Origin of the sequence: Pseudomonas sp. MEJ108, from assembly GCF_030208985.1 — a bacterium.
GTDB classification, from domain to species: domain Bacteria; phylum Pseudomonadota; class Gammaproteobacteria; order Pseudomonadales; family Pseudomonadaceae; genus Aquipseudomonas; species Aquipseudomonas fragariae.
The window spans coordinates 1-25,002 of record NZ_JARVSW010000086.1; the positions used below are offsets into that span (position 1 = coordinate 1).

Here is a 25,002-nt window from a genome sequence, read left to right on the forward strand (position 1 = left end):
TTATCGTGCCGACGCTCCGCGTCGGTACGCCGTTCTGGACGCTCCGCGTCCTCTTTTGACGCAGAGCGTCTTGAACTGCATTCCCACGCTGGAGCGTGAGGAACGAGAAGCGCCCGGCTACCACCGCAACGAACCTTTCTAAATATTTCCTCGCCAATTCGTTCTTGTTGATACGACCCCGCCCGACGGTCAGCCCCACTCAGCAAGGATCGACCCATGAACCTCGAACACGCCCAGAAACTCGCCCGCCGTTTTGTCGAGTTACCCCTTGAAAAACGCCGCCTGTTCCTCGACGGCATGCGCAAGGAGAACATGGATTTCTCGCTGTTCCCGATCCCTTCCTGTGCCGGCCTGGCCGAGCGTGATGGCCTGTCCTATGCCCAGCAACGCATGTGGTTTCTCTGGCAACTGGACCCGCACAGCGCGGCCTACAACCTGCCGATGTCGGTGTGCCTGAACGGTCCGCTGGAGCTGCCGCTGCTGGAACGGGCCTTCAGTGCGCTGGTCGAGCGACATGAAAGCCTGCGCACCACTTTCGGCCAGGAGGGCGACCGGGCGTTTCAGCGTGTTGCGCCGCCAGCGCCAGTGAGCATCCGCCTGACCGATCTGAGCGCCTTGCCGCCCGAACAGCGCTGGACCAGTGCGCGGCAGGCCATGGCCGAACAGGGCGCACAAACCTTCGATCTGCAGCGTGGGCCGCTGTTCACCGTGCAGGTGCTGCGTCTGGCCGAACAGGAGCACCTGCTGCTGCTCAACCTGCACCATATGATCACCGATGGCTGGTCGATGAACGTGCTGATCGACGAATGGCTGCGCGGCTACGACGCGCTGCTGGCCGGCAAACCGCTGCCTTTTCAGCCGCTGCTCGTGCAGTACCGCGATTATGCGGTCTGGCAACGCAGCTGGCTGGAAGCCGGTGAGCAGGAGCGTCAGCTGGACTACTGGCGCAGCCACCTGGGCGAAGAGCATCCGCTGTTGGAGCTGCCCACCGACCGTCCGTATCCGGCCTTGCCCAGCCACGACGGCGCGCGCCTGGAGCTGGCACTGGAGCCCGAGCTGCTGCGCCACCTGAAAAGCCTCGCGCAACGCCAGGGCGTCACCCTGTTCGTGGTGCTGCTGGCGGCCTTCAAAAGCCTGCTGCATCGCTACAGCGGGCAGACCGATATTCGTGTCGGCGGCCTGATCGCCAACCGCACCCGCAGCGAAACCGAAGGGCTGATCGGCTGCTTCATCAATACTCAGGTACTGCGCAGTGAAGTGACGGCGCAGACCCGCTTCGTCGACCTGTTGAGCATCGTGCGCGACGCCTCGACCGGTGCCCAGGCGAATCAGGAGTTGCCATTCGATGCGATCATCGACGCCCTGCAGCCGGAGCGCAGCCAGAGCCATAACCCTTTATTTCAGGTGATGTTCAATCACCAGCCGGTGGTGGCCGACCTGCTCGACAAACAGTTGAGCGGCGGCCTGCGCGTGGCCAATCTGCCCGCCGAACAACAGGCATTGGCGCAGCGCTCGCACGCTGCCGCCAGCGACCTGATGCTGGCCACCAGCGGTGAAGGCGAGCAACTGCATGCCGCCTTCACCTACGCCACCGACATCTTTGACGAGTCGACCATCGCTCGCCTGGCCGGGCACTGGCGCAACCTGTTGGCCTCTGTCTGTGCCGACCCGCTGCAGACCATCGCCGAGCTGTCGATGCTCTCGGCCGACGAGCGCACGCAACTGCTGGATGTCGACAACGCCACCAAAGCCGACACCACAACTCCCGCGCATCGCCAGTTCGAAGCGCAAGTACAACGCACACCGGACGCACTGGCGCTGATCCTCGCCCATGAAGGTCAATCGCCGAGCCTGAGCTACACCGAACTGAACCAGCGCAGTAACCGTCTGGCCTGGCAACTGCGCGAGCGGGGTGTCGGTGCGGACGTGCTGGTCGGCGTGGCGCTAGGCCGCTCGCTGGACATGCCCGTGGCGCTGCTCGCCGTGCTCAAGGCTGGCGGTGCCTATGTGCCACTGGACCTGAATGCGCCGAGCGAACGCTTGCGTCATGTAGTCGAGGACAGTGGCGTGAAACTGCTGCTGACCCATAGCGATCAGCTGACCGGGCTGCCTGAACTGGCTGATATTCAATGCCTGTGCATCGATCGGATGAACAGCGAAACCGCCAGCGTGCAAAACCTCGACGGCCCGATCGATCCGGCCAGTCTGGCCTACGTGATCTACACCTCGGGGTCGACCGGGCGGCCTAAAGGCGTGGCGATCAGTCATGCGGCGCTGGCTGAATTCGTCACCCTGGGTGCTGACTACAGTGACCTGCACGAAGGCGACCGGGTCCTGCAATTCGCCACCCACAGCTTCGACGGCTTCGTCGAGCAGTTCTACCCACCGTTGTGTCGCGGTGCGGCCGTTGTGCTGCGTGACGAACGCCTGTGGGACAGCGCCACCTTCCATCAGGCCATCGTCGAGCACGGCGTGACCCTCGCCGACTTGCCCGCGGCCTATTGGCTGACGCTGGTTCAGGACTTCGCCGCCAGCCCGCCCGCGCATTACGGCGCGCTACGGCAGGTGCATGTCGGCGGCGAAGCCATGGCCGTCGAAGGTCTGCGCCTGTGGCACGAGGCCGGGCTGGGGCATGTGCGGCTGCTCAATACCTATGGTCCGACCGAAGCCACCGTGGTGTCGAGCATCCATGATTGCAGCACGCTGACCCCGCAGCAGGTGTCATGGCGCGGCGTGCCGATTGGCCAGGCGCTGACAGGACGACGCCTGTACGTTCTCGACGATCAAATGAACCTGCTGCCGCAAGGTGCGGTGGGCGAGTTGTACATCGGTGGTCCTGGCCTGGCGCGGGGTTATCACGCCCAGCCGGGTCTGAGTGCCGAACGTTTCGTCGCCGATCCGTTTGGTAGCGGTGAGCGCCTGTATCGCAGCGGCGACCGCGCCCGACTGCGTGCCGATGGCGCTGTCGAGTACATCGGGCGGGTCGATCATCAAGTGAAAATTCGCGGTTTCCGCCTTGAACTGGGCGAGATCGAATCGCGCCTGCAGCAATGCAAGGGCGTGCGCGAGGCCGTGGTGCTGGCCGTCGAACTGGCGGGCAGCACGCAGCTGGTCGCCTACGCGGTGCCGGACGTTGCCGCCTCCACAGAGGCTGAACAGTTGGCGCTGCGCCAGAGCATCCGCAGCCAGTTGCAAGCCAGCCTGCCGGATTACATGGTACCGACGCACATGCTGCTGTTGCCGGAGCTGGCCCTGACGCCCAGCGGCAAGCTGGACCGCAAGGCATTGCCAGCCCCCGACGCAAGCCAGTTGCAGGCGCGTTATCGGGCGCCGCGCAGCGAGGTGGAAATCTGCCTGGCGGCCATCTGGCAGGACGTCCTGCACGCACCCCAGGTGGGCCTGGACGATCACTTCTTCGAACTGGGCGGGCATTCGCTGCTCGCCGCGCAAGTCATCGCCCGGATCAAGACGCAACTGGGCATCAGCCTGCCGCTGCGCACCCTGTTTGAAAAACCGCTGCTCAGTGAGCTCGCCGTCGAAGTGGCAGCGCTGACCGACAACAGCACGGACAACGACTGGAGCGACATGGACCAGTTCATGGATTCACTGGAGGAATTCGGCGCATGACCGGGACCACTGCTGCACGCATCGCGAAACGTTTTGTCGGCCTGTCGCTGGAGCAACGCCAGCAGTTCCTCGCCCGGTTGCGCCAGGAAGGCAAGGATTTCAACCTGTTGCCGGTGCCGGTCAGTCGGCATGATGTCAGCGCCATTCCGCTGTCCTTCGCTCAGCAACGCCTGCTGTTCCTCTGGCAGCTCGATCCGTCGAGCGACGCGTACAAGATGACCACCGGCCTGCGTCTGCGCGGCACGTTGAACGAGTCGGCGTTGCGCCGCGCATTCGATCATCTGATCGAACGCCACGAGGTGCTGCGCACGGTGTTTCACACCGATGGCGATCAGGCGCAGCAGGTGCTGATGCACGACCAGACAGTCGCATTGGAAAGCATTGATTTGGCCGGTCTGGCCGATGTCGAACTGCGCGATGCCGAGCTGGCGCTGCAAGTGGCCACAGTCAACGGCCAGCCGTTTGATCTGCGCACCGGGCCGCTGCTGCGCGCGCACCTGTTCCGCCTGGCGGGCGATGAGCATGTGCTGATCGTGAGCATGCACCACATCGTCTCCGACGGCTGGTCGATGGACGTGATGATTCAGGAGTTCGTGCACTGCTATCAGGCGTACTGCGAAGGTCGCGAGCCCGCACTGCCGGAACTGCCGCTGCAATACGCCGACTATGCGATCTGGCAGCGCAGCTGGCTGGAGGCAGGCGAGGGCGCACGTCAGCTGGACTACTGGCGTAACCAGTTGGGCGAAGAGCAGCCGTTGCTGGACGCTGCGCCGGATTTCCCGCGTCCGGCCACGCAGAGCTATCAGGGCGAGCACCTGCGCTTCGATTTCGGCGTTGATCTGTCGCGGCGGCTCAACGCCTTTGCACGTACACAGGGCATGACCCTGTTCATGCTTGTGCTGGCCGGCTTTTCGCTGTTTCTGTCGCGCAAGGCCGGGCAGCGTGATATCCGCATCGGCGTGCCGAATGCCAACCGCGGTCGCGCGGAAACCGAAGGGTTGATCGGCTTCTTCATCAACACTCAGGTCTTGCGCTGCCAGGTGGACGAACGCCTGAGCTACCTTGACTTGTTGGCGCAGATTCGCGACACCTCGTTCGGTGCGCAGGCGCATCAGGACGTGCCCTTCGAACAACTGGTCGATCAACTGGCACCCGAGCGCAGCCTGGGCCACAACCCGCTGTTCCAGGCCAAGTTCAACCAGAACGTGGTCCTCAAGCAGAAAACCGCGCTCAGGCTGGCCGGGCTGGAGGTCAGCGAATATGCCTTCGACAAACAGGGTGCGCATTTCGATCTGGCGCTGGATATCACGGATGATGGCACACTGATCCACGGCGACATGGCCTACGCCAGCGACCTGTATCGACGCACCACCGTCGAAGGTTTCATCCCGGAACTGCTCGCACTGTTCGAAACCCTGCTCGACGCCCCGCAGGCACCGCTGTTCAGCCTGGGAGCACTGACGGTCGAGCCGAGGCGCGAAGTTCGCGAACCCGCGCCGCACATGCTGCAACTGTGGGATCGGCAGGTCGAACGGCAACCTCATGCCCAGGCAGCCCGCTGCCTGGAGCGCACGTTGACCACGCTGCAACTGGAGCAGGCCGCCAATCAGTTGGCCCATCACCTGATCCGCATGGGCATCAGCGAGGGCCAGCCGGTCGCAGTATTGATGGAGCGTTCGCTAGACTGGCTGACCGCCGTGCTGGCAATTTTCAAGGCCGGCGGCGTGTACATGCCGCTGGACGTCAAAGCCCCCGATGCGCGACTGCAACAGATGCTGATCAATGCGCAGGCGAGGGTGCTGCTGTGTGCTGAGGGTGATGTGCGGCAGACGTCATTGGGTGTTGCCGGTTGTCAGGGCCTGACCTGGACGCCTGCGCTGTGGCAGGACCTGCCTGTCAGTCGCCCTGACACCCGGCCTTCAGCCGATTCGGCCGCCTACGTGATTCATACCTCCGGCTCGACCGGGCAGCCCAAGGGCGTACTGGTCAGCCAGGGTGCGCTGGCCAGTTACCTGCGCGGCTTGCTGGAACAACTGCATCTGGCGCCAGAGGCAAGCATGGCGCTGGTCTCGACCATCGCCGCCGACCTCGGCCATACCGTGCTGTTCGGCGCGCTGTGTTCGGGGCGCACGCTGCACGTGCTGACCGAGGCGTTGGGTTTCGACCCGGATGCCTTTGCGGCCTACATGACCGAGCATCAGGTGGGCGTGCTGAAAATCGTCCCCGGTCATCTGGCCGCGCTGTTGCAGGCCGGCCAGCCAGCCGACGTATTGCCGCAACATGCACTGATCGTCGGCGGCGAAGCCTGCTCGCCGGCGCTGGTCGAGCAGTTGCGTCAGCTCAAGCCGGGTTGCCGGGTGATCAACCACTACGGGCCGAGCGAAACCACTGTTGGTGTGCTGACTTATGAGGTGCCAGCTTCATCATGCCTTGATCAAAAATTGAAAGCGGACTCGAATCCCTGTGGGAGCGAGCTTGCTCGCGAAAGCGATAGTCCGGCTTTCCCATCTCGCAAGAATGTACAAACCTCTTCGCGAGCAAGCGAAGCGTCGCCCAGCTCGCTCCCACAGCTCCCATGTTTCCCACAGAGCACTGCACACTCTGGCGACCCTCTGCGCAGCGTGCCGGTCGGCACGCCGTTGCCAGGGGCCAGCGCCTACGTGCTGGATGACGTGCTGAACCCGGTCGGCACTCAGGTCGCCGGCGAGCTGTACATCGGCGGTGACAGCGTGGCGCTGGGCTATATCGGCCAGCCTGCGCTGACCGCCGAGCGCTTCGTACCGGACCCGTTCGCGCAGGACGGCACGCGCGCCTACCGCAGCGGTGATCGCATGCGCCGCAATCATCAGGGCCTGCTGGAATTCATCGGCCGGGCCGACGATCAGGTCAAAGTGCGCGGTTATCGTGTCGAGCCGGCAGAGGTCGCGCGGGTGTTGCTGGGCCTGGCTTCGGTGGCGCAGGTCAGCGTACTGGCGTTGCCCATCGATGACGATCAGACCCGCCTGCAACTGGTGGCCTATTGCGTGGCGGCAGGCGGGGCGGACCTGAGTATCGACAGCCTGCGCGAGCAACTGACTGCGCGCTTGCCGGACTACATGGTGCCCGCGCAGATCATGCTGCTGGACAGTCTGCCGCTGACCGCCAACGGCAAGCTCGACAAGCGCGCCTTGCCCAGGCCCGGCGTGGTCAAACAGCGCTATACCGCGCCGGTCGGCGAGGTCGAGGAAAAGCTCGCCGCCGTGTGGGCGGACGTGCTGAAACTGGAACAGGTCGGCAGCACCGACAACTTCTTCGAACTGGGCGGCGATTCGATCCTCAGTCTGCAGATCATCGCCCGCGCCAAGCGCCAGGGCATCAAGCTCAGCCCCAAGCAATTATTCGAAAAACAGACCATCGGCCAACTGGCTTCGGTGGCAAAACTGATTCAGAAAAAGCCCGTCGCTGTGGCAGAGCAGATCAGCGGTTCGTTGCCGTTGCTGCCGATTCAGGCACGTTTCTTCGAACTGGACATCCCCGAGCGTCAGCACTGGAATCAGGCGCTGATGCTCAAGCCGTTGCAAACGCTGGAGGCCGCTCATCTTCAGTCGGCATTGACTGCGTTGGTCGAACAGCACGACGCACTGCGTCTGGGTTTCACCCGGCAGAACGGCCAATGGCAGGCCACCTTCGGCGCGCTGAACACTCGCGAGCTGCTCTGGGCCCATGAGCTGGACAGCATCGAGCGCTTGCCTGAGCTGGCCGATGAGGCGCAACGCAGCCTGGACCTGAAAAACGGACTGCTATTGCGTGCCGTGCTGATCCACCTGCCGCAAGGCGAACAGCGCCTGCTGCTGGTGATTCATCATCTGCTGGTGGACGGCGTGTCATGGCGGGTGTTGCTGGAAGACCTGCAACAGGCGTACCTCGCCCTGGCGCAAGGCCAGCCGGTAGCACTCGCGGCAAAAACCACGTCGCTCCAGCGTTGGGCCGAGCAATTGCAACAGTACGCGACCGGCCAGACGCTGAAGGCCGAGCGCGATTACTGGCTGCAGGCCTTGCAGGGCGCGGACCAGCCGCTGCCTCGCGACAAGCCCGAAGGCACGATGCGCAATCGCGATGCGGCCCATGCGTCGTCATGGCTGAGCAGGGACCTGACCCACAAGCTGCTGAAAGTCGCGCCTGCCGCGTACCGCACGCACGTCAACGACCTGCTGCTGACGGCGCTGGCCCAGGTCCTCTGCGAATGGAGCCAGCAGCCCTCGGTGCTGATCCAGCTGGAAGGGCATGGCCGTGAAGACCTGTTCGACGAGACTGATCTGAGCCGCACCGTCGGCTGGTTCAGTAGCCTGTTTCCAGTGCGCCTCACGCCGCAGATCGCGCCGGGTGCAAGCCTGGCTGGCATCAAGGAGCAAGTGCGTGCGGTGCCCGACAAGGGCATTGGTTACGGCGTGTTGCGCTATATGGGCGAGGCGTCTTTCGCGCAGCAACTGGCCGCCTTGCCGCAGGCGCGGGTCACGTTCAATTACCTGGGCCAGTTCGACGGCAGCTTCAACGAACATCAAGGCGCGCTGTTCGTACCGAGTGCCGACAGTGCAGGCACTGCGCTGTGCGAGGACGGGCCGCTGGGCAACTGGCTGAGCCTCAACGGTCAGGTGTTCGACGGCCAGTTGCAACTGGACTGGAGCTTCAGCCGCGAGGTGTATCACGCCTCGACCATCGACACCCTGGCGCGTCGCTACGAGCAGGCGCTGACCACCCTGATCGAACATTGCACGGCCGGGCATCAAGGCGTCACGCCGTCGGACTTCCAGCTGGCGCGCCTCACCCAGGCGCAGCTTGACGGTCTGCCGATTGCGGCGGGCCAGATCGACGATATCTACCCGCTGTCGCCGATGCAGCAGGGCATGCTGTTTCATTCGCTGTTCGATGAAGGCGCGGGCAACTACATCAATCAGTTGCGGGTGAACATCCGTGGGCTGGATGTGCCGCGTTTCCGCAGCGCATGGCAGGCCGCGGTAGACCATCACGACGTGCTGCGCAGCTGTTTTGTCAGTCAGCGCGAACAGTCGCTGCAAGTGGTGCAGCGCCAGGTGACGTTGCCCTTTGTCGAACTGGATGCGCGCGGCCAGCCGGAAAGCTGGCTGGACGACTGGGCGCAGGCCGACCGTCAGCAGGGTTTTGATCTGGCGCAAGGGCCATTGTTGCGCCTGGCCGTGTTGCGTACCGCCGCCGACGCGTGGCATCTGGTGTATACCAGCCACCACATCCTCATGGATGGCTGGAGCAGCTCGCGCCTGCTCGGTGAAGTGCTGCAACGCTACAGCGGCCAGATGCCAGCGAAACAGGCAGGCCGCTATCGTGATTACATTCAGTGGCTGCAGCATCAGGACGCCGCCCTCAGCGAGCGTTTCTGGACTGCGCAGCTGGCGGAACTGGACGAGCCGACCCGTTTGCTGCAAGCGTTCAAGTCTTCGGCGCAGGGAGGGGGCTACGGCGATTACATCCAGTTGATCGATGCCGATGGCACCCGACGCCTGAACGCGTTTGCCCGCGAGCAGCGCGTCACCCTCAATACGCTGCTGCAATCGGCCTGGCTGTTGTTGCTGCAACGCTACACCGGCCAGTCCAGTGTGACCTTTGGCGCGACCGTGGCCGGGCGTCCGGCCGAGTTGCCGGGTGTCGAAGAACAACTGGGGCTGTTCATCAACACCTTGCCGGTCATCGCCAGCCCGCGTGCCGAGCAGACGGTGGCCGACTGGGTGCAGCAAGTGCAGGCGAAGAACCTTGCGCTGCGCGAGCATGAGCACACGCCGCTGTATGACATCCAGCGCTGGGCGCGCAACAGTGGCGAGGCGTTGTTCGACACCATTCTGGTGTTCGAAAACTACCCGGTGTCCGAAGCCCTTCAGCGCGCGCCGGACGGTCTGGTCTTCAGCGACCTGCGCAATCAGGAGCAGGCGCATTACCCGCTGACCCTGGTGGTCGAGGCCACTGAGGTGCTGTCGGTGCGTTTCAGCTACGACCGCCAGCACTTCAGCGCCGAAGGCATTCTGCAACTGGCGGCGCATTTCGATCACCTGCTGCAGAGCCTCTGCGCATCGGCAACCACGCGACTCAGCGAACTGGCATTGCCGACCGCCTGGACACAAAGCGTGCAGCGCTACCCGAGCGAGCACTGCGCGCATCAACGCATCGAAGCCCAGGTCGAGCGTAACCCGCAGGCCATCGCCCTGAGTTTTGGCGATCAGCAACTGAGTTACCGGCAGCTCAACCAGCGCGCCAACCAGCTTGCGCACAAACTGCGCGAGCAGGGCGTCGGCCCGGATGTGCGCGTCGGGCTGGCCGCCGAGCGCGGTCTGGAGATGATTGTCGGCCTGCTGGCCATCCTCAAGGCCGGTGGTGCTTACATGCCGCTGGACCCGGATTACCCGCAGGATCGCCTGAGCTTTCTGATGCACGACAGTGGTATCGAACTGTTGCTGACCCAAGCGCCGCTGCTTGGCAAACTGCCGATCCCCGAACAGGTGCAGACGCTCGATCTAGCTGACGAACTGGACGGTTACAGCACGGAAAACCCGCTCAATCAGACCGCGCCGGACAACCTGGCCTACGTGATCTACACCTCGGGCTCGACTGGCAAACCGAAAGGCACCTTGCTCGCCCATCACAACCTGATGCGCCTGTTCGCCGCGACGGATGAGTGGTTCGAATTCGGCGAAAAGGATGTGTGGACGCTGTTCCATTCCTTCGCTTTCGACTTTTCGGTATGGGAGATTTTCGGCGCGCTGCTGCATGGCGGCCGACTGGTCATCGTGCCCCGCGAAGTGAGCCGCTCGCCGGAAGAATTCCATGCGTTGCTGATCGAACAACAGGTCACGGTGCTCAACCAGACGCCGTCGGCGTTCAAGCAACTGATGCGTGTGGCCTGTGATTCATCGGTGCCGCTATCGCTGCAGAAAGTCATTTTCGGCGGCGAAGCGCTGGACGTCGCCAGCCTGAAGCCTTGGTTCGAACGCTTCGGCGATCAGACGCCACAACTGGTCAACATGTACGGCATTACCGAAACCACCGTGCATGTCACCTACAGACCAATAGCCGAGGCCGACACGCAGAACCCGGCCAGCCCGATTGGCGAGGCGATTCCGGACCTGTCGTGGTACGTGCTGGACGCCGATTTCAACCCGGTCGCCCAAGGTTGCAGCGGCGAGCTGCACATCGGCCATGCCGGTCTGGCGCGGGGTTACCACAACCGCGCCGCGTTGACTGCCGAGCGCTTCGTGCCGGATCCGTTTTCCAGCGAGGGTGGCCGCCTGTACCGCACCGGCGACCTCGCGCGTTATCGCGCTGCTGGAACTATCGAATACGCCGGGCGCATCGACCACCAAGTGAAGATTCGTGGCTTCCGCATCGAACTGGGTGAAATCGAAGCGCGGCTGCAGGCGCACCCGGCTGTGCGCGAAGTCAGCGTGCTGGCGCTCGACGGGCAATTAGCAGCGTACCTGGTGCCTACTGAGCCTGATCAGGATCAGACAACCCTGCGTGAAGCGCTGAAAAGCCAACTCCGGGCGCACCTGCCGGATTACATGGTGCCTACCCATTTCATCGTCCTCGACAGCATGCCGCTGACCGCCAACGGCAAGCTGGACCGCAAAGCGCTGCCTGCGCCGGACGCCAGCCAGTTGCAGGCTACCTACAGAGCTCCGCAAGGCGAGCTGGAGCAGCAACTGGCAGCGATCTGGGCCGATCTGTTGCAGGTCGAGCAGGTCGGGCGCAACGACAACTTTTTCGAGCTCGGCGGCCATTCGCTGCTGGCGGTGCAGATGCTCGTGCGGGTGCGCGAACAGTTGCAGCACGAGGTCAGCCTCAAGGATGTCTTCGAGCAACCGCTGCTGGCGGACTTCTGCGCCACGCTGCAGGAAAAAAATGGCGAAAGTGACCACGCGCAGGACGAATTGACTAAATCACTAGAGGCACTCAAACGTTTATCAGCGGAGGAAATTGATAATTTGATTGCTTAGCAGGAGAGACCCCAGTGCAACAGTTGCTTGACTCCGTTAAATCGCTGTCCGCCCGTGAACGCAAGGCGCTGGCGGTGCTGCTCAAGCGTCAAGGGGTGAATCTCTACGGGGTCACGCCGATTGCCGTGAGGGAGACGCAGGCACCGTCCGCGCTCTCTTACGCGCAGCAGCGGCAATGGATCATCTGGCAACTGGAGCCGCACAGCGCGGCCTACAACATTCCGCTGGCGCTGCGCCTGCACGGTGCGCTGAATGTCGAGGCATTGCGACGCAGCGTGGAGCAACTGATCGAGCGTCACGAAACCCTGCGCACGACGTTCGAACAGCAGGGCGATGAAGCACTGCAGGTGGTGCATCCGGCGTCGCCGTTTGCGCTCGGTGTCGAGCAACTGGCGGCTGGCGAAACGGTCGAGCGTTATGTGGATCAGGAAGTACAACGGCCTTTCGATCTGCAACACGGACCGCTGTTGCGCGTCAGGCTGCTCAGGCTGAGCGCGCAGGAGCATGTACTGGTATTGACCCAGCACCACATCGTCTCCGATGGCTGGTCGATGCCGATCATGGTCGACGAACTGATGCAGTGCTATCAGGCCGCCACGCTGGGCCGCGAGATCAAACTGGCGCCGTTGCCGATCCAGTACGCCGACTACGCCCTCTGGCAGCGCAACTGGCTGGAAATGGGCGAGCAGGAACGCCAGCTGGCGTACTGGAAGCAGCAACTGGGCGAGCAACAGCCGATTCTGGAATTGCCCACTGATCGGCCGCGTCCGGCACTGCGCAATTACGAAGGTGCGCGACTCAATGTCAAACTGGATGTCGCGCTGTTGAATAACCTCAAGACCCTGGCGCGCCAACAGGGCATCACCCTGTTCATGCTGTTGCTGGCCTCGTTTCAGACCCTGCTGCATCGCTACAGCGGTCAGGCCGATATACGCGTAGGCGTGCCGGTCGCCAACCGTACCCGCAGCGAAACCCAGGGGCTGATCGGCTTCTTCGTCAACACCCAGGTGCTCAAGGCCGAATTCACCACGCAGACCACCGTGGCCGGGCTGTTGCAGCAGGTCAGACACACCGCTGTGCAGGCGCAGGCCCATCAGGACCTGCCGTTCGAACAACTGGTCGAAGCCTTGCAACCGCAGCGCGACCTGAGCCGCAGCCCGCTGTTTCAGGTGGCCTGCAACCACCAGAGCGAAGGCCACAACCAGAGCCGTGAGCTGGCAGGGCTGCGTCTGGAATATCAGGTGTCCGACAAGCACACCGCGCAGTTCGACCTGACCCTCGACACCTGCGAACGCCCGGACGGCCTGACAGCCGCACTGACCTACGCCACCGACCTGTTCGACGCATCGACCATCGAGCGCATGGCCAGCCACTGGCGCAACCTGCTCAACGGCATGTGCCACGACGTCAATCAGCGTATCGCTGACCTGCCATTGCTGTGCGCCGAGGAACGCCAGTACACCCTGCGTGACTGGAACCGCGATCTTGCGGTCTACCCAAGCGAGCACTGCGCGCATCAACGCATCGAGGCCCAGGTCGAGGGTAACCCGCAGGCCATCGCCCTGAGTTTTGGCGATGAGCAACTGAGTTACCGGCGGCTCAACCAGCGAGCCAACCAGATGGCGCACAAACTGCGCGAGCAGGGCGTCGGCCCGGATGTGCGCGTCGGGCTGGCTGCCGAGCGCGGTCTGGAGATGATTGTCGGACTGCTGGCCATCCTCAAGGCCGGTGGCGCTTACGTGCCGCTCGACCCGGATTATCCGCAGGATCGTTTGAGCTTCCTGATGCAGGACAGCGGTATCGAGCTGTTGCTGACCCAGGCGCATCTGCTTGGCAAACTGCCGATCCCCGAACAGGTGCAGACGCTCGATCTGGCTGACGCACTGGACGGCTACAGCACGGAAAACCCGCACAATCAGACTACGCCGGACAACCTGGCCTATGTGATCTACACCTCGGGCTCGACCGGCAAACCCAAAGGCACCTTGCTCGCCCATCACAACCTGATGCGCCTGTTCGCGGCCACGGATGAGTGGTTCGAATTCAGCGAAAAGGACGTGTGGACACTGTTCCATTCCTTCGCGTTCGACTTCTCGGTGTGGGAGATTTTCGGCGCGCTGCTGCATGGCGGCCGACTGGTCATCGTGCCCCGCGAAGTGACCCGTTCGCCGGAAGAGTTTCATGCGCTGCTGGTCGAGCAGCAGGTTACGGTGCTCAACCAGACGCCGTCGGCGTTCAAGCAACTGATGCGCGTGGCCTGCGATTCATCGTTACCGCTGTCGCTGCAGACAGTCATCTTTGGCGGCGAGGCGCTGGACGTGGCGAGCCTGAAGCCTTGGTTCGCGCGTTTCGGCGATCAATCACCGCAACTGATCAACATGTACGGCATCACCGAAACCACCGTGCACGTGAGCTATCGACCGATCACGCTGGCTGACACGCAGAACCCCGCCAGCCCGATTGGCGAGGCGATTCCCGACCTGTCGTGGTACGTGCTGGACGCCGATTTCAACCCGGTCGCCCAAGGTTGCAGCGGCGAGCTGCACATCGGCCATGCCGGTCTGGCGCGGGGTTACCACAACCGCGCCGCGCTGACTGCCGAACGCTTCGTGCCGGACCCGTTCTCCAACGAGGGCGGCCGTCTGTACCGCACCGGCGACCTGGCGCGTTATCGCGCTGCCGGAACCATCGAATACGCCGGGCGCATCGACCACCAAGTGAAGATTCGTGGCTTCCGTATCGAACTGGGCGAAATCGAAGCGCGGCTGCAAGCGCACCCGGCGGTGCGTGAAGTGCACGTGCTGGCGCTGGACGGGCAGTTGGCGGCGTACCTGGTGCCTGCTGAGCCTGATCAGGACCAGCCAACCCTGCGTGAAATGCTTAAAAACCAACTCAGGGCGCACCTGCCGGATTACATGGTGCCCACCCATTTCATCGTCCTCGACAGCATGCCGCTGACTGCCAACGGCAAGCTGGACCGCAAGGCGCTGCCTGCGCCGGACGCCAGTCAGTTACAGGCCACCTACAGCGCCCCGCAGGGCGAGCTGGAGCAGCAACTGGCGGCGATCTGGGCCGATGTTTTGCAGATCGAGCGGGTCGGGCGCAGCGACAACTTTTTCGAGCTGGGCGGGCATTCGCTGCTGGCCACTCAGGTGATTTCGCGCATTCGTCAGCAGCTGGATGTCGAGCTGTCGTTACGCGACCTGTTCGAAGCGCATGATCTGGCGGCCTTCGCGCTGGCAGCGGGCGCAGGGCAGGGCAACGGTGCGCCGCGCTTCATCAAGGCCGACCGCACGCAGCCGCTGGGGCTTTCCTATGCGCAACAGCGGCAGTGGTTCCTCTGGCAGCTTGACCCGGAGAACACGGCATACGTTATTCCCGCAGCCCTGCGCCTGCGCGGTTCGCTGGACATCGCGGCACTGGAGCACAGTTTCAGCGCGCTGATCGCACGTCATGAAACCCTGCGCACGACCTTCCGCCAGCAGGGCGAGCATGCCGTACAGGTCATTCATGCGCCACGCGCCTTGACCCTGCCGGTCGAGTCGGTGCCCAGCGACCAGACCCTTGAAGCCTGCGTGCAGCAGGAAATGCAGCGCCCGTTCGATCTGGAGCAAGGGCCGCTGTTGCGAGTCCGTTTGCTGAACCTGCACACCGACGAGCATGTGCTGATTCTGACCCAGCATCACATTGTCTCCGATGGTTGGTCGATGCCGATCATGGTCGATGAACTGGTGCGCCTTTACGAGGGCTACAGTCAGGGCCGTGAGGTGAGCTTGACCGCGCTGGACCTGCAATACGCGGACTACGCGCTGTGGCAGCGGACCTGGATGGAGGCCGGCGAGCAGGCCCGGCAGCTGGATTACTGGAAGCAGCAACTGGGCGATCAGCAGCCGATTCTGGAACTGCCCGCCGATTACCCGCGGCCAGTGGTGCAAAGCCATGCCGGTGCGCGGCTGGCGGTAGAACTGGAACCCGCGCTGATCGATGGCTTGAAGCAGGTCGCGCGGCAACAGGGCGTGACCCTGTTCATGCTGTTGCTGGCGTCATTCCAGAGCCTGCTGCACCGTCATAGCGGTCAGTCGGACATTCGTGTCGGCGTGCCGATTGCCAACCGCAACCGCGCTGAAACCGAAGGCCTGATCGGCTTCTTCGTCAACACGCAGGTGCTGCGTGCCGAGTTTGACGTGCACACGACGTTCAACGAGTTGCTGCAGCAGGTCAAACACACCGCCCTGCAAGCCCAGGCGCATCAGGAGCTGCCCTTCGAGCAACTGGTCGAAGCCCTGCAGCCCCAACGCAGCCTCAGCCACAGCCCGCTGTTTCAGGTGATGTTCAATCACCAGAGCCAGGCCAGCGCCGATGTCCGCGCGCTGCCCGGTCTGCAGGTCGAGGCACTGCTGCCGGACAGTTACCCGGCGCAGTTCGACCTGACCCTGAACACGGCTGAACATGACGGTGGCCTGAGCGCTGGCCTGACCTACGCGACAGCGTTGTTCGACCCGCGCACCATCGAGCGCATGGCCGGGCACTGGCTGGCCTTGTTGCAGGCCATCTGCGCCAATGCCGCACAGCGGATCGCCGAAGTGCCGATGCTCGACAGGGCTGAACGGCAGCAGATTCTCCACGGCTGGAACACCACAGTCGCAGACTTCCCCAGCGAGGACTGCCTGCACAGCCTGATCGAAGCTCAGGTGCGCGCCACGCCGGAGGCGCCGGCGCTGATTTTCGCCGCCGAGCAACTGAGCTACGCACACCTCAACGCCCGCGCCAATCAGCTTGCGCATCGCCTGCGTGAGTCAAGCGTCGGCCCGGACGTATTGGTGGGTATCTGCGTCGAGCGCAGTCTGCAACTGGTCATCGGTCTGCTGGCGATCATTAAAGCGGGTGGCGCTTATGTACCGCTGGACCCGGATTATCCCGAAGATCGGCTGGCTTACATGATGCAGGACAGCGGGATTGGCTTGCTGCTGACCCAGACGGCATTATTGGAACGTTTGCCGGTTCCGCCCCAGGTGCAGAGCCTGTGCCTGGATCAGGACGGCGACTGGCTGGAGAGTTACAGCATTGCAAATCCAGTCAGCTTCAGCCATCCACTGAATCTGGCTTACGTGATTTACACCTCGGGTTCGACCGGCAAACCCAAGGGCGCGGGTAACAGCCATCGTGCTTTGGTCAACCGCTTGCACTGGATGCAGAAGGCCTACGGGCTGAACGAATCCGACACCGTTTTGCAGAAAACGCCGTTCAGTTTCGACGTGTCGATCTGGGAATTCTTCTGGCCGCTGATGACCGGCGCACGCCTGGCCGTGGCGCTGCCGGGTGATCATCGCGACCCCGAGCGGCTGGTGCAGACCATCCGTGAGCATCAGGTCACGACTTTGCATTTCGTGCCGTCGATGCTGCAGGCGTTCATGACTCATCCGCAGGTGGAAAGCTGTAACACGCTGCGTCGGGTCGTATGCAGCGGTGAAGCACTGCCTGCAGAGCTGGCCACCCAGGTGCTCAAGCGTCTGCCGCTGGCCGGTCTGTACAACCTGTATGGCCCCACCGAAGCGGCCATCGACGTGACCCATTGGACGTGCAGCACGGATGACATCCTCCGCGTGCCGATCGGGCGGCCAATCGACAACCTGAAAACCCACATCCTCGACGACGGCCTGCTGCCTGCCGCACAGGGCGTGGCGGCGGAGTTGTATCTGGGTGGCGTCGGTCTGGCACGCGGTTATCACAACCGTGCCGCACTGACGGCTGAGCGTTTCGTGCCGGACCCGTTCGACGAGCAGGGCGGCGGCAGGCTGTACCGCACCGGCGATCTGGCGCGTTATCGCGACGCGGGCGTCATCGACTACGTAGGGCGTATCGACCACCAGGTGAAGATTCGCGGCTTGCGCATCGAACTGGGCGAAATCGAAGCCAGCCTGCTGGAGCACGACAGCGTTCATGAGGCGGTGGTGATCGACGTTGACGGCTCGTCCGGCAAGCAGCTGGCGGCGTATCTGGTGGTCGAGCACCATGACGATCAGTTGCGTGATGCGCTCAAAGCCTTCCTCAAGGAATCGCTGCCGGATTACATGGTGCCCACGCACTTCATCCTCCTCGACAGGATGCCGCTGAGCGCCAACGGCAAGCTCGACCGCAAGGCACTGCCGAAACCGGACGCCAGCCAGTTGCAGCGCCAGTACGTCGCTCCGTGTACCGAGCAGGAGCAGCAGATAGCGGCGATCTGGGCCGATGTGCTGAAAGTCGAGCGTGTCGGCCTGAGCGACGATTTCTTCGAGCTCGGTGGCCACTCGCTGCTGGCGACGCAGCTGATTTCCAGAATCCACAGCGGCCTGGGAATCGACATTCCGCTGCGCCTGATCTTCGAGAAACCGCAATTGAACGAATTTATTCAGGCCTTCGCCGACAGTGGCCTGTCGCTGACCGAGGACGGCTTGTCCGATATTGAAAAAATGATGAATGAAATGGCGGGTATCTGACATGGACAAGTCTGCAGCAGAGCGTATCGCCCAGCGTTTCGTCGGCTTGCCCGTCGAACAGCGCCGGCAGATCCTCGCCAAGATGCACGAGACCGGACAGAGCTTCAAACTGCTGCCCATCGCCGTGACCCGGCATGCCGCAGCGCGTATTCCGCTGTCTTACGCGCAGCAGCGCATGCTGTTCCTCTGGCAGATGGAACCGGGCAACGCGGCCTACAACGTGCCCATGGCCGTGCGTCTGAATGGCGCATTGGACCGGCAGGCCCTGAGCGCGGCGCTGGACCGGCTGGTGCAACGCCATGAAACCCTGCGCACCCGCTTCGTGTCAGAGGACGGCTCGTTCTACCAGGAGATTCTCGAGCAGGCCACGGTCGCCCTTGAGTTCGCGTCGGTGGCGCCCGCAGACATCGAGCAGCAGGTACGCGCCGAGTTGCAAAAGCCCTTCGATCTGCTGAGCGGTACGCTGCTGCGGGTCAAACTGTTCCAGCTGAGTGAACGCGAACACGTACTGACCGTGTGCATGCATCACGTGGTATCCGATGGCTGGTCCGGCGAAGTGCTGATTCGCGAGTTCGTGCAGCTTTATCAGGCGCAGGTATCCGGACAGCCGGCTCCGTTACCCGAGCTGGCGGTTCAGTACGCCGACTACGCGATCTGGCAACGCGCCTGGCTGGAGGCCGGGGAGGGCGAGCGGCAACTGGACTACTGGAAACAGCAACTGGGCAGCGAACATCCGCTGCTGAGCCTGCCACTGGATCATCCGCGTCCGCTGCAACCCAGCCATCGCGGTGCAATGGTGCGCGTCGACCTGCCGCAGCAACTCTCCGCGCAACTGAAAAGCCTGGCGCGCAACAACGGCCAGACCCTGTTCATGGTGACGCTGGCGGCGCTGTCGGTGGTGTTGTCGCGTTTCAGCGGGCAGTCCGACATCCGCATCGGCGCACCCAATGCCGGGCGCACCCGCAGCGAGCTGGAAGGGCTGATCGGCTTTTTCATCAACACTCAGGTGCTGCGTGTGCAGGTGGACGAGCGGCAGAGCTTTGCCGAGCTGCTGGATCAGGTCAAGCAGGTGGTGACGGGCGCGCAGTCGCATCAGGAACTGCCGTTCGAGCACCTGGTAGATGCCCTGGCGCCGGAGCGCAATCCGGGTCACAACCCGCTGTTCCAGTTCAAGATCAATCAGCACGTGCTGGCGGCCGATGGCAACGGGCAGCGCGTGTCGGGCCTGACGGTCGATGAGTTCCCGATGGACAGCAGAGATGCGCGTTTCGATCTGGCCTTCGACTTCACCGACACGCCCGACGGGATACGCGGTTATTTCACCTACGCCACCGACCTGTTCGAAGCGCAGAGCATCGAGCGCATTGCCGACGCGCTGCGCAGCGTGCTGCAAGCACTGGTTTCGGACACCGACCGGCGTCTGGCCGATCATCCTCACGCGATATCGTCACCGGTCGCCGAGCAAACCCAGGACTTTGCCTGCCCCGATTTCCTCAGCCTCTGGCAACAGGGCCTGCGTGCCGGGCGTGGCAAGACTGCGTTGCGTGTGGGCCCGCAGGTGTTGAGCTTTGACGAGCTTGAGACACACAGTAATCAATTCGCCCGCTACCTGCACGCCCAGGACATCAAACCGGGCATGACCGTCGCGCTGTGCCTGGACCGCTCCGTGGAATGGGTGGTCAGCCTGCTGGCGGTGCTGAAGCTGGGCGCGGTGTACCTGCCGCTGGACAGCGCGCAACCGGCCGAGCGCCTGCAGCAACTGGTCCGTGACAGCGGCGCGGTGCTGCTGGTGCATGCGCCCGATGACGACAAGGCCGCGCGGTTGGGCGTGTGCCCGGTGCTGGCGTTCGATGCTGCGCTGTGGGCCGCTGTCGACAGCCAGACGCTGGACGTTCGGGTGCTGCCCGGGCAAGCGGCGTACATCATCTACACCTCCGGCTCCACTGGGCAGCCCAAGGGCGTGGTGATCAGCCACGGCGCGCTGGCCAACTATGTGCAGGGCGTGCTTGAGCGCCTGGCATTGAACGACGGGGCGAGCATGGCGATGGTGTCGACGGTCGCTGCCGACCTGGGGCACACGCTGTTGTTCGGTGCGCTGGCGTCCGGCCGGACGCTGCACCTGCTGTCTCACGAACAGGCGTTCGACCCGGACGGTTTTGCGCGTTACATGGCCGAGCATCAGGTTGACGTGCTGAAAATCGTGCCCAGCCATTTGCAGGGCCTGCTGCAGGCCGCCAACCCGGCGGACGTGCTGCCAGGGCAGGTGCTGATTCTGGGGGGAGAGGCCAGCGCCTGGGCGTTGGTCGAGCAGGTGCGTGCGCTCAAACCGGGCTGCCGCGTCATCAACCACTACGGCCCGACCGAAACCACGGTCGGCATCCTGACCCACGAAGTGGCGGGGCCTCTCAGCGCCTGCCGCAGTGTGCCGGTCGGTCAGCCGCTGGCCAACGGTAAGGCGCGGGTACTGGACGCTTACCTCAATCCGGTGGCCGAACGGGTGGCCGGTGAACTGTATCTGGGCGGTTGCGGGCTGGCGCAGGGCTATCTGGGCCGTGCGGCAATGACCGCCGAACGCTTTGTGCCGGACCCGGACGCCAACGGTCAGCGCCTGTACCGGGCGGGCGACCGCGCGCGGTGGGTGGATGGCGTGCTGGAATACCTGGGCCGTGCTGACGATCAGGTGAAAATCCGCGGCTATCGGGTTGAGCCGGGGGAGGTCGGCCAGCTTCTGCAAACCCTGGAAGACGTCGCCGAAGCCGTGGTGCTGGCGCAGCCGCTGGAAAGCGATGAGACACGTCTGCAACTGGTGGCCTATTGCGTGGCGGCGGGCGGCACGAGCCTTAACGTCGACAAACTGCGCGAGCAATTGGCTGCCCGCCTTCCGGAGTATCTGGTGCCCGCGCAGATCATGCTTCTGGAGCGTCTGCCAGTGACCGCCAACGGCAAGCTCGACAAGCGCGCCTTGCCCATGCCCGGCGTGGTCAAACAGCGCTACACCGCGCCGGTCGGCGAGATCGAGGAAAAGCTCGCCGCCGTGTGGGCGGACGTGCTGAAACTGGAACAGGTCGGCAGCACCGACAACTTCTTCGAACTGGGCGGCGATTCGATCCTCAGTCTGCAGATCATCGCCCGCGCCAAGCGCCAGGGCATCAAGCTCAGCCCCAAGCAATTGTTCGAAAAACAGACCATCGGCCAGTTGGCTTCGGTGGCAAAACTGATTCAGAAAAAGCCCGACGCTGTGGCAGAGCAGATCAGCGGTTCGCTGCCGTTGCTGCCAATCCAGGCGCGCTTCTTCGAACTGGACATCCCCCAGCGTCAGCACTGGAATCAGGCGCTGATGCTCAAGCCTCTGCAAACGCTTGAGGCCTATCATCTTCAGTCGGCATTGACTGCGTTGGTCGAACAGCACGATGCGTTGCGTCTGGGTTTCACCCGGCAGAGCGGCCAATGGCAGGCCACCTTCGGCGCGCCGAACACTCGCGAGCTGCTCTGGGCCCATGAGTTGAACAGCATCGAGCACTTGCCTGAGCTGGCCGATGAGGCGCAACGCAGCCTGGACCTGAAAAACGGCCCGTTGCTGCGTGCCGTGCTGATCAACCTGCCGCAAGGCGAACAGCGCTTGTTGCTGGTGATTCATCATCTGCTGGTGGACGGCGTGTCATGGCGGGTGTTGCTGGAAGACCTGCAACAGGCGTACGTAGCTCTGGCATCAGGCCAGCCAGCGCTGTTGCCGGCGAAAACCAGCTCGCTGCAAGCCTGGGCCGAGCATTTGCAGGCCTACGCGCAAAGCCCGGCGCTGGAACAGGAACTGGGTTACTGGCAGGCGCAGCTGCAGGACGTCAGCGACGCCTTGCCTTGCGATCATCCGCACGGCGGTCAGCAACAGCAGCATGCGCTGTCGGTGGTCACCCAACTGAACAGCGAACTGACCCGGCAACTGCTGCAGGACGCCCCGGCGGCCTACCGCACGCAGATCAATGACCTGCTGCTGACCGCGCTGGCGCGGGTGGTCAGCCGCTGGACCGCGCAACCGCATGCGTTGATTCGTCTTGAAGGCCACGGCCGCGAAGACCTGTTCGACGCATTGGACCTGAGCCGCACGGTGGGTTGGTTCAGTAATGTGTACCCGGTCAGGCTTACCCCGCAGGCCTCGCTGGCCGACTCGATCATGACCATCAAGGAGCAACTGCGCGCAGTGCCCGACAAGGGCGTCGGTTACGGCGCGTTGCGCTACCTGGGCCGCGAATCGGCGCGGCAGATCCTGCAAGCCCTGCCGCTGGGCAGCATCGTGTTCAATTACCTGGGGCAGTTCGACGGCAGCTTCGACGCACCAGAGGCACTGTTCACACCCTCGGCCGACAGCAGCGGTGCCTCACAGAGTGCCGATGCGCCGCTGGCTGCGCCGATCAGCATCAACGGTCAGGTCTATGCCGGTGAGCTGCGCCTGAGCTGGACCTTCAGCGGCGCGGTGTTCGAGCGCGAGACCTTGCAGCGCCTGGCCGATGAGTACGCCGCCGAATTGCAACAATTGATTGCCCATTGCACCACCGAAGGCGTGGCCGGGGCGACTCCGTCGGACTTCCCGCTGGCGCGCCTGAGCCAGTCACAGTTGAGCAGTTTGCCGATAGCTGTCGGGCAGATCGAAGACCTCTACCCGCTGGCACCGATGCAGCAGGGCATGCTGTTCCACACCTTGTTCGAGCAGGAGGCGGGCAATTACATCAACCAGATGCGCATCGAAGTCAGCGGTCTGGACGTGCCGCGTTTCCGCGCCGCCTGGCAGGCCACGCTGGATGCCCATGAGGTGCTGCGCAGTGCTTTCATCAGCCATCTGCAGCCAGCGCTGCAAGTGGTCTTGCGTGATGTGCGCATGCCTTTTGTCGAGCTGGATGCGCGGGGGCAGTCGTCCGGCTGGATCGACCAATGGGCCGACGCCGACCGCCAGCAGGGTTTCGATCTGGCCCACGGGCCGTTGCTGCGCCTGGCCGTATTACGCACCGGCGAGCAGAGCCATCAACTGATCTACACCAGCCATCACATCCTCATGGACGGCTGGAGCAGCTCGCGTTTGTTAGGTGAAGTGCTGCAGCGTTATAGCGGCCAGACACAGCCTAGGCAGGTCAGCCGCTATCGCGACTACATCGAATGGTTGCAGCGCCAGGATGCCGGGCTCAGCGAGCGTTTCTGGACCGGTCAGCTGGCCAGACTCGATGAGCCAACGCGTCTGGTGCAGGCCTTCAAGGCGCCTGATAGCGGGCAGGGACATGGTGATTACCTGCACTTGATCGACGCCGAGAACACCCGGCAACTGAGCGAGTTTGCCCGCGAGCAGCGCGTGACCCTCAACACACTGGTGCAATCGGCCTGGCTGCTGGTGCTGCAACGCTACACGGGGCAGTCCAGCGTCACCTTCGGCGCAACCGTGGCAGGGCGTCCGGCGGACCTGCCGGGTGTCGAGGAGCAGCTCGGGCTGTTCATCAATACTCTGCCGGTGATCGCCAGCCCACGTGCAGAGCAGCGCGTGGCGGAGTGGGTGCAACAGGTGCAGGCGCAGAACATCGCCTTGCGAGAGCACGAACACACACCGCTGTACGAGATTCAGCGTTGGGCACGCAGCGCTGGCGAGGCGCTGTTCGACACTATTCTGGTGTTCGAAAACTACCCGGTTTCCGAAGCCTTGCAACAGGCTGCGCCGCCGGGACTGGTATTCGGTGGTCTGCACACGCAGGAGCAGACGCATTACCCACTGACGCTGGTGGTCAATCTCGGTGAAACCCTGTCGTTGCGCTTCAGTTACGCCCGTCAGTACTTCAGCGAGCAGCAGATGGCGCAGTTGTCGGCGCATTTTCAGCAGGTCCTGCAGGCGCTGACGCATGACGCGCAGGCGGCGCTTGGCGAACTGGCGCTGTTGAATGACAACGAGCAGCAGCAGATTCTCCACGACTGGAACGCCACAGCCGCAGACTTCCCCAGCGAAGACTGCCTGCACAGCCTGATCGAAGCTCAGGTGCGTGCGATACCGGACGCTCCGGCACTGATCTTCGCCGCCGAGCAGATGAGCTACGCGCAACTCAACGCCCGCGCCAATCAGCTTGCGCATCGTCTGCGTGATTCGGGCGTCGGCCCTGACGTGCTGGTGGGGATCTGCGTCGAGCGCAGTCTGGAACTGGTCATCGGTCTGCTGGCGATCATTAAAGCGGGCGGCGCTTATGTACCGCTGGACCCGGATTATCCCGAAGATCGGCTGGTTTACATGATGCAGGACAGCGGGATTGGTCTGCTGTTGACCCAGACGGCGTTATTGGAGCGTTTGCCGATTCCGCCCCAGGTGCAGAGCCTGTGCCTGGATCAGCACGTCGACTGGCTGGAAGGTTACAGCACTGCCAACCCGGTCAACCTGAGTCACCCGCTGAACCTGGCTTATGTGATTTACACCTCGGGTTCGACCGGCAAACCCAAGGGAGCGGGCAACAGCCATCGTGCGCTGGTCAACCGTCTGCACTGGATGCAGAAGGCCTACGCGCTGGATGGCAGCGATACGGTTCTGCAAAAGACGCCGTTCAGTTTCGACGTGTCGGTCTGGGAATTCTTCTGGCCGCTGATGACCGGCGCACGTCTGGCCGTGGCGCTACCGGGCGATCACCGCGACCCCGAGCGGCTGGTGCAGACCATCCGTGAGCATCAGGTCACGACTTTGCATTTCGTGCCGTCGATGCTGCAGGCGTTCATGACTCATCCGCAGGTGGAAAGCTGTAACACGCTGCGTCGGGTGGTATGCAGCGGTGAAGCACTGCCTGCCGAACTGGCCGCCCAGGTGCTCAAGCGTCTGCCGCTGGCCGGTCTGTACAACCTGTATGGCCCCACCGAAGCGGCCATCGACGTGACCCATTGGACGTGCA

Annotated in this window: 4 protein-coding genes; all 4 read left to right on the forward strand. The window is 63.4% G+C overall.

The window, feature by feature from the left end:
• Positions 1-216: 216 nt before the first annotated feature.
• The gene (locus QRN50_RS25615; RefSeq protein ID WP_096127029.1) at positions 217-3,627 is read left to right on the forward strand and encodes a non-ribosomal peptide synthetase; all 3,411 of its coding nucleotides are present in this window, start codon (positions 217-219) and stop codon (positions 3,625-3,627) included.
• Positions 3,624-11,624: a non-ribosomal peptide synthetase gene (locus QRN50_RS25620; protein ID WP_285427652.1), complete on the forward strand. Its 8,001-nt coding sequence runs from the start codon at positions 3,624-3,626 to the stop codon at positions 11,622-11,624. The genes QRN50_RS25615 and QRN50_RS25620 overlap by 4 nt, the downstream gene beginning before the upstream one ends.
• Before the next feature lie 14 nt (positions 11,625-11,638).
• Positions 11,639-18,103, forward strand: coding sequence for a non-ribosomal peptide synthetase (locus QRN50_RS25625; protein WP_285427654.1), 6,465 nt, complete (start codon positions 11,639-11,641; stop codon positions 18,101-18,103).
• 1 nt (position 18,104) lies between these two features.
• Positions 18,105-25,002: non-ribosomal peptide synthetase (locus QRN50_RS25630; RefSeq protein ID WP_285427655.1), on the forward strand; the 6,898-nt coding region annotated here is incomplete at its 3' end.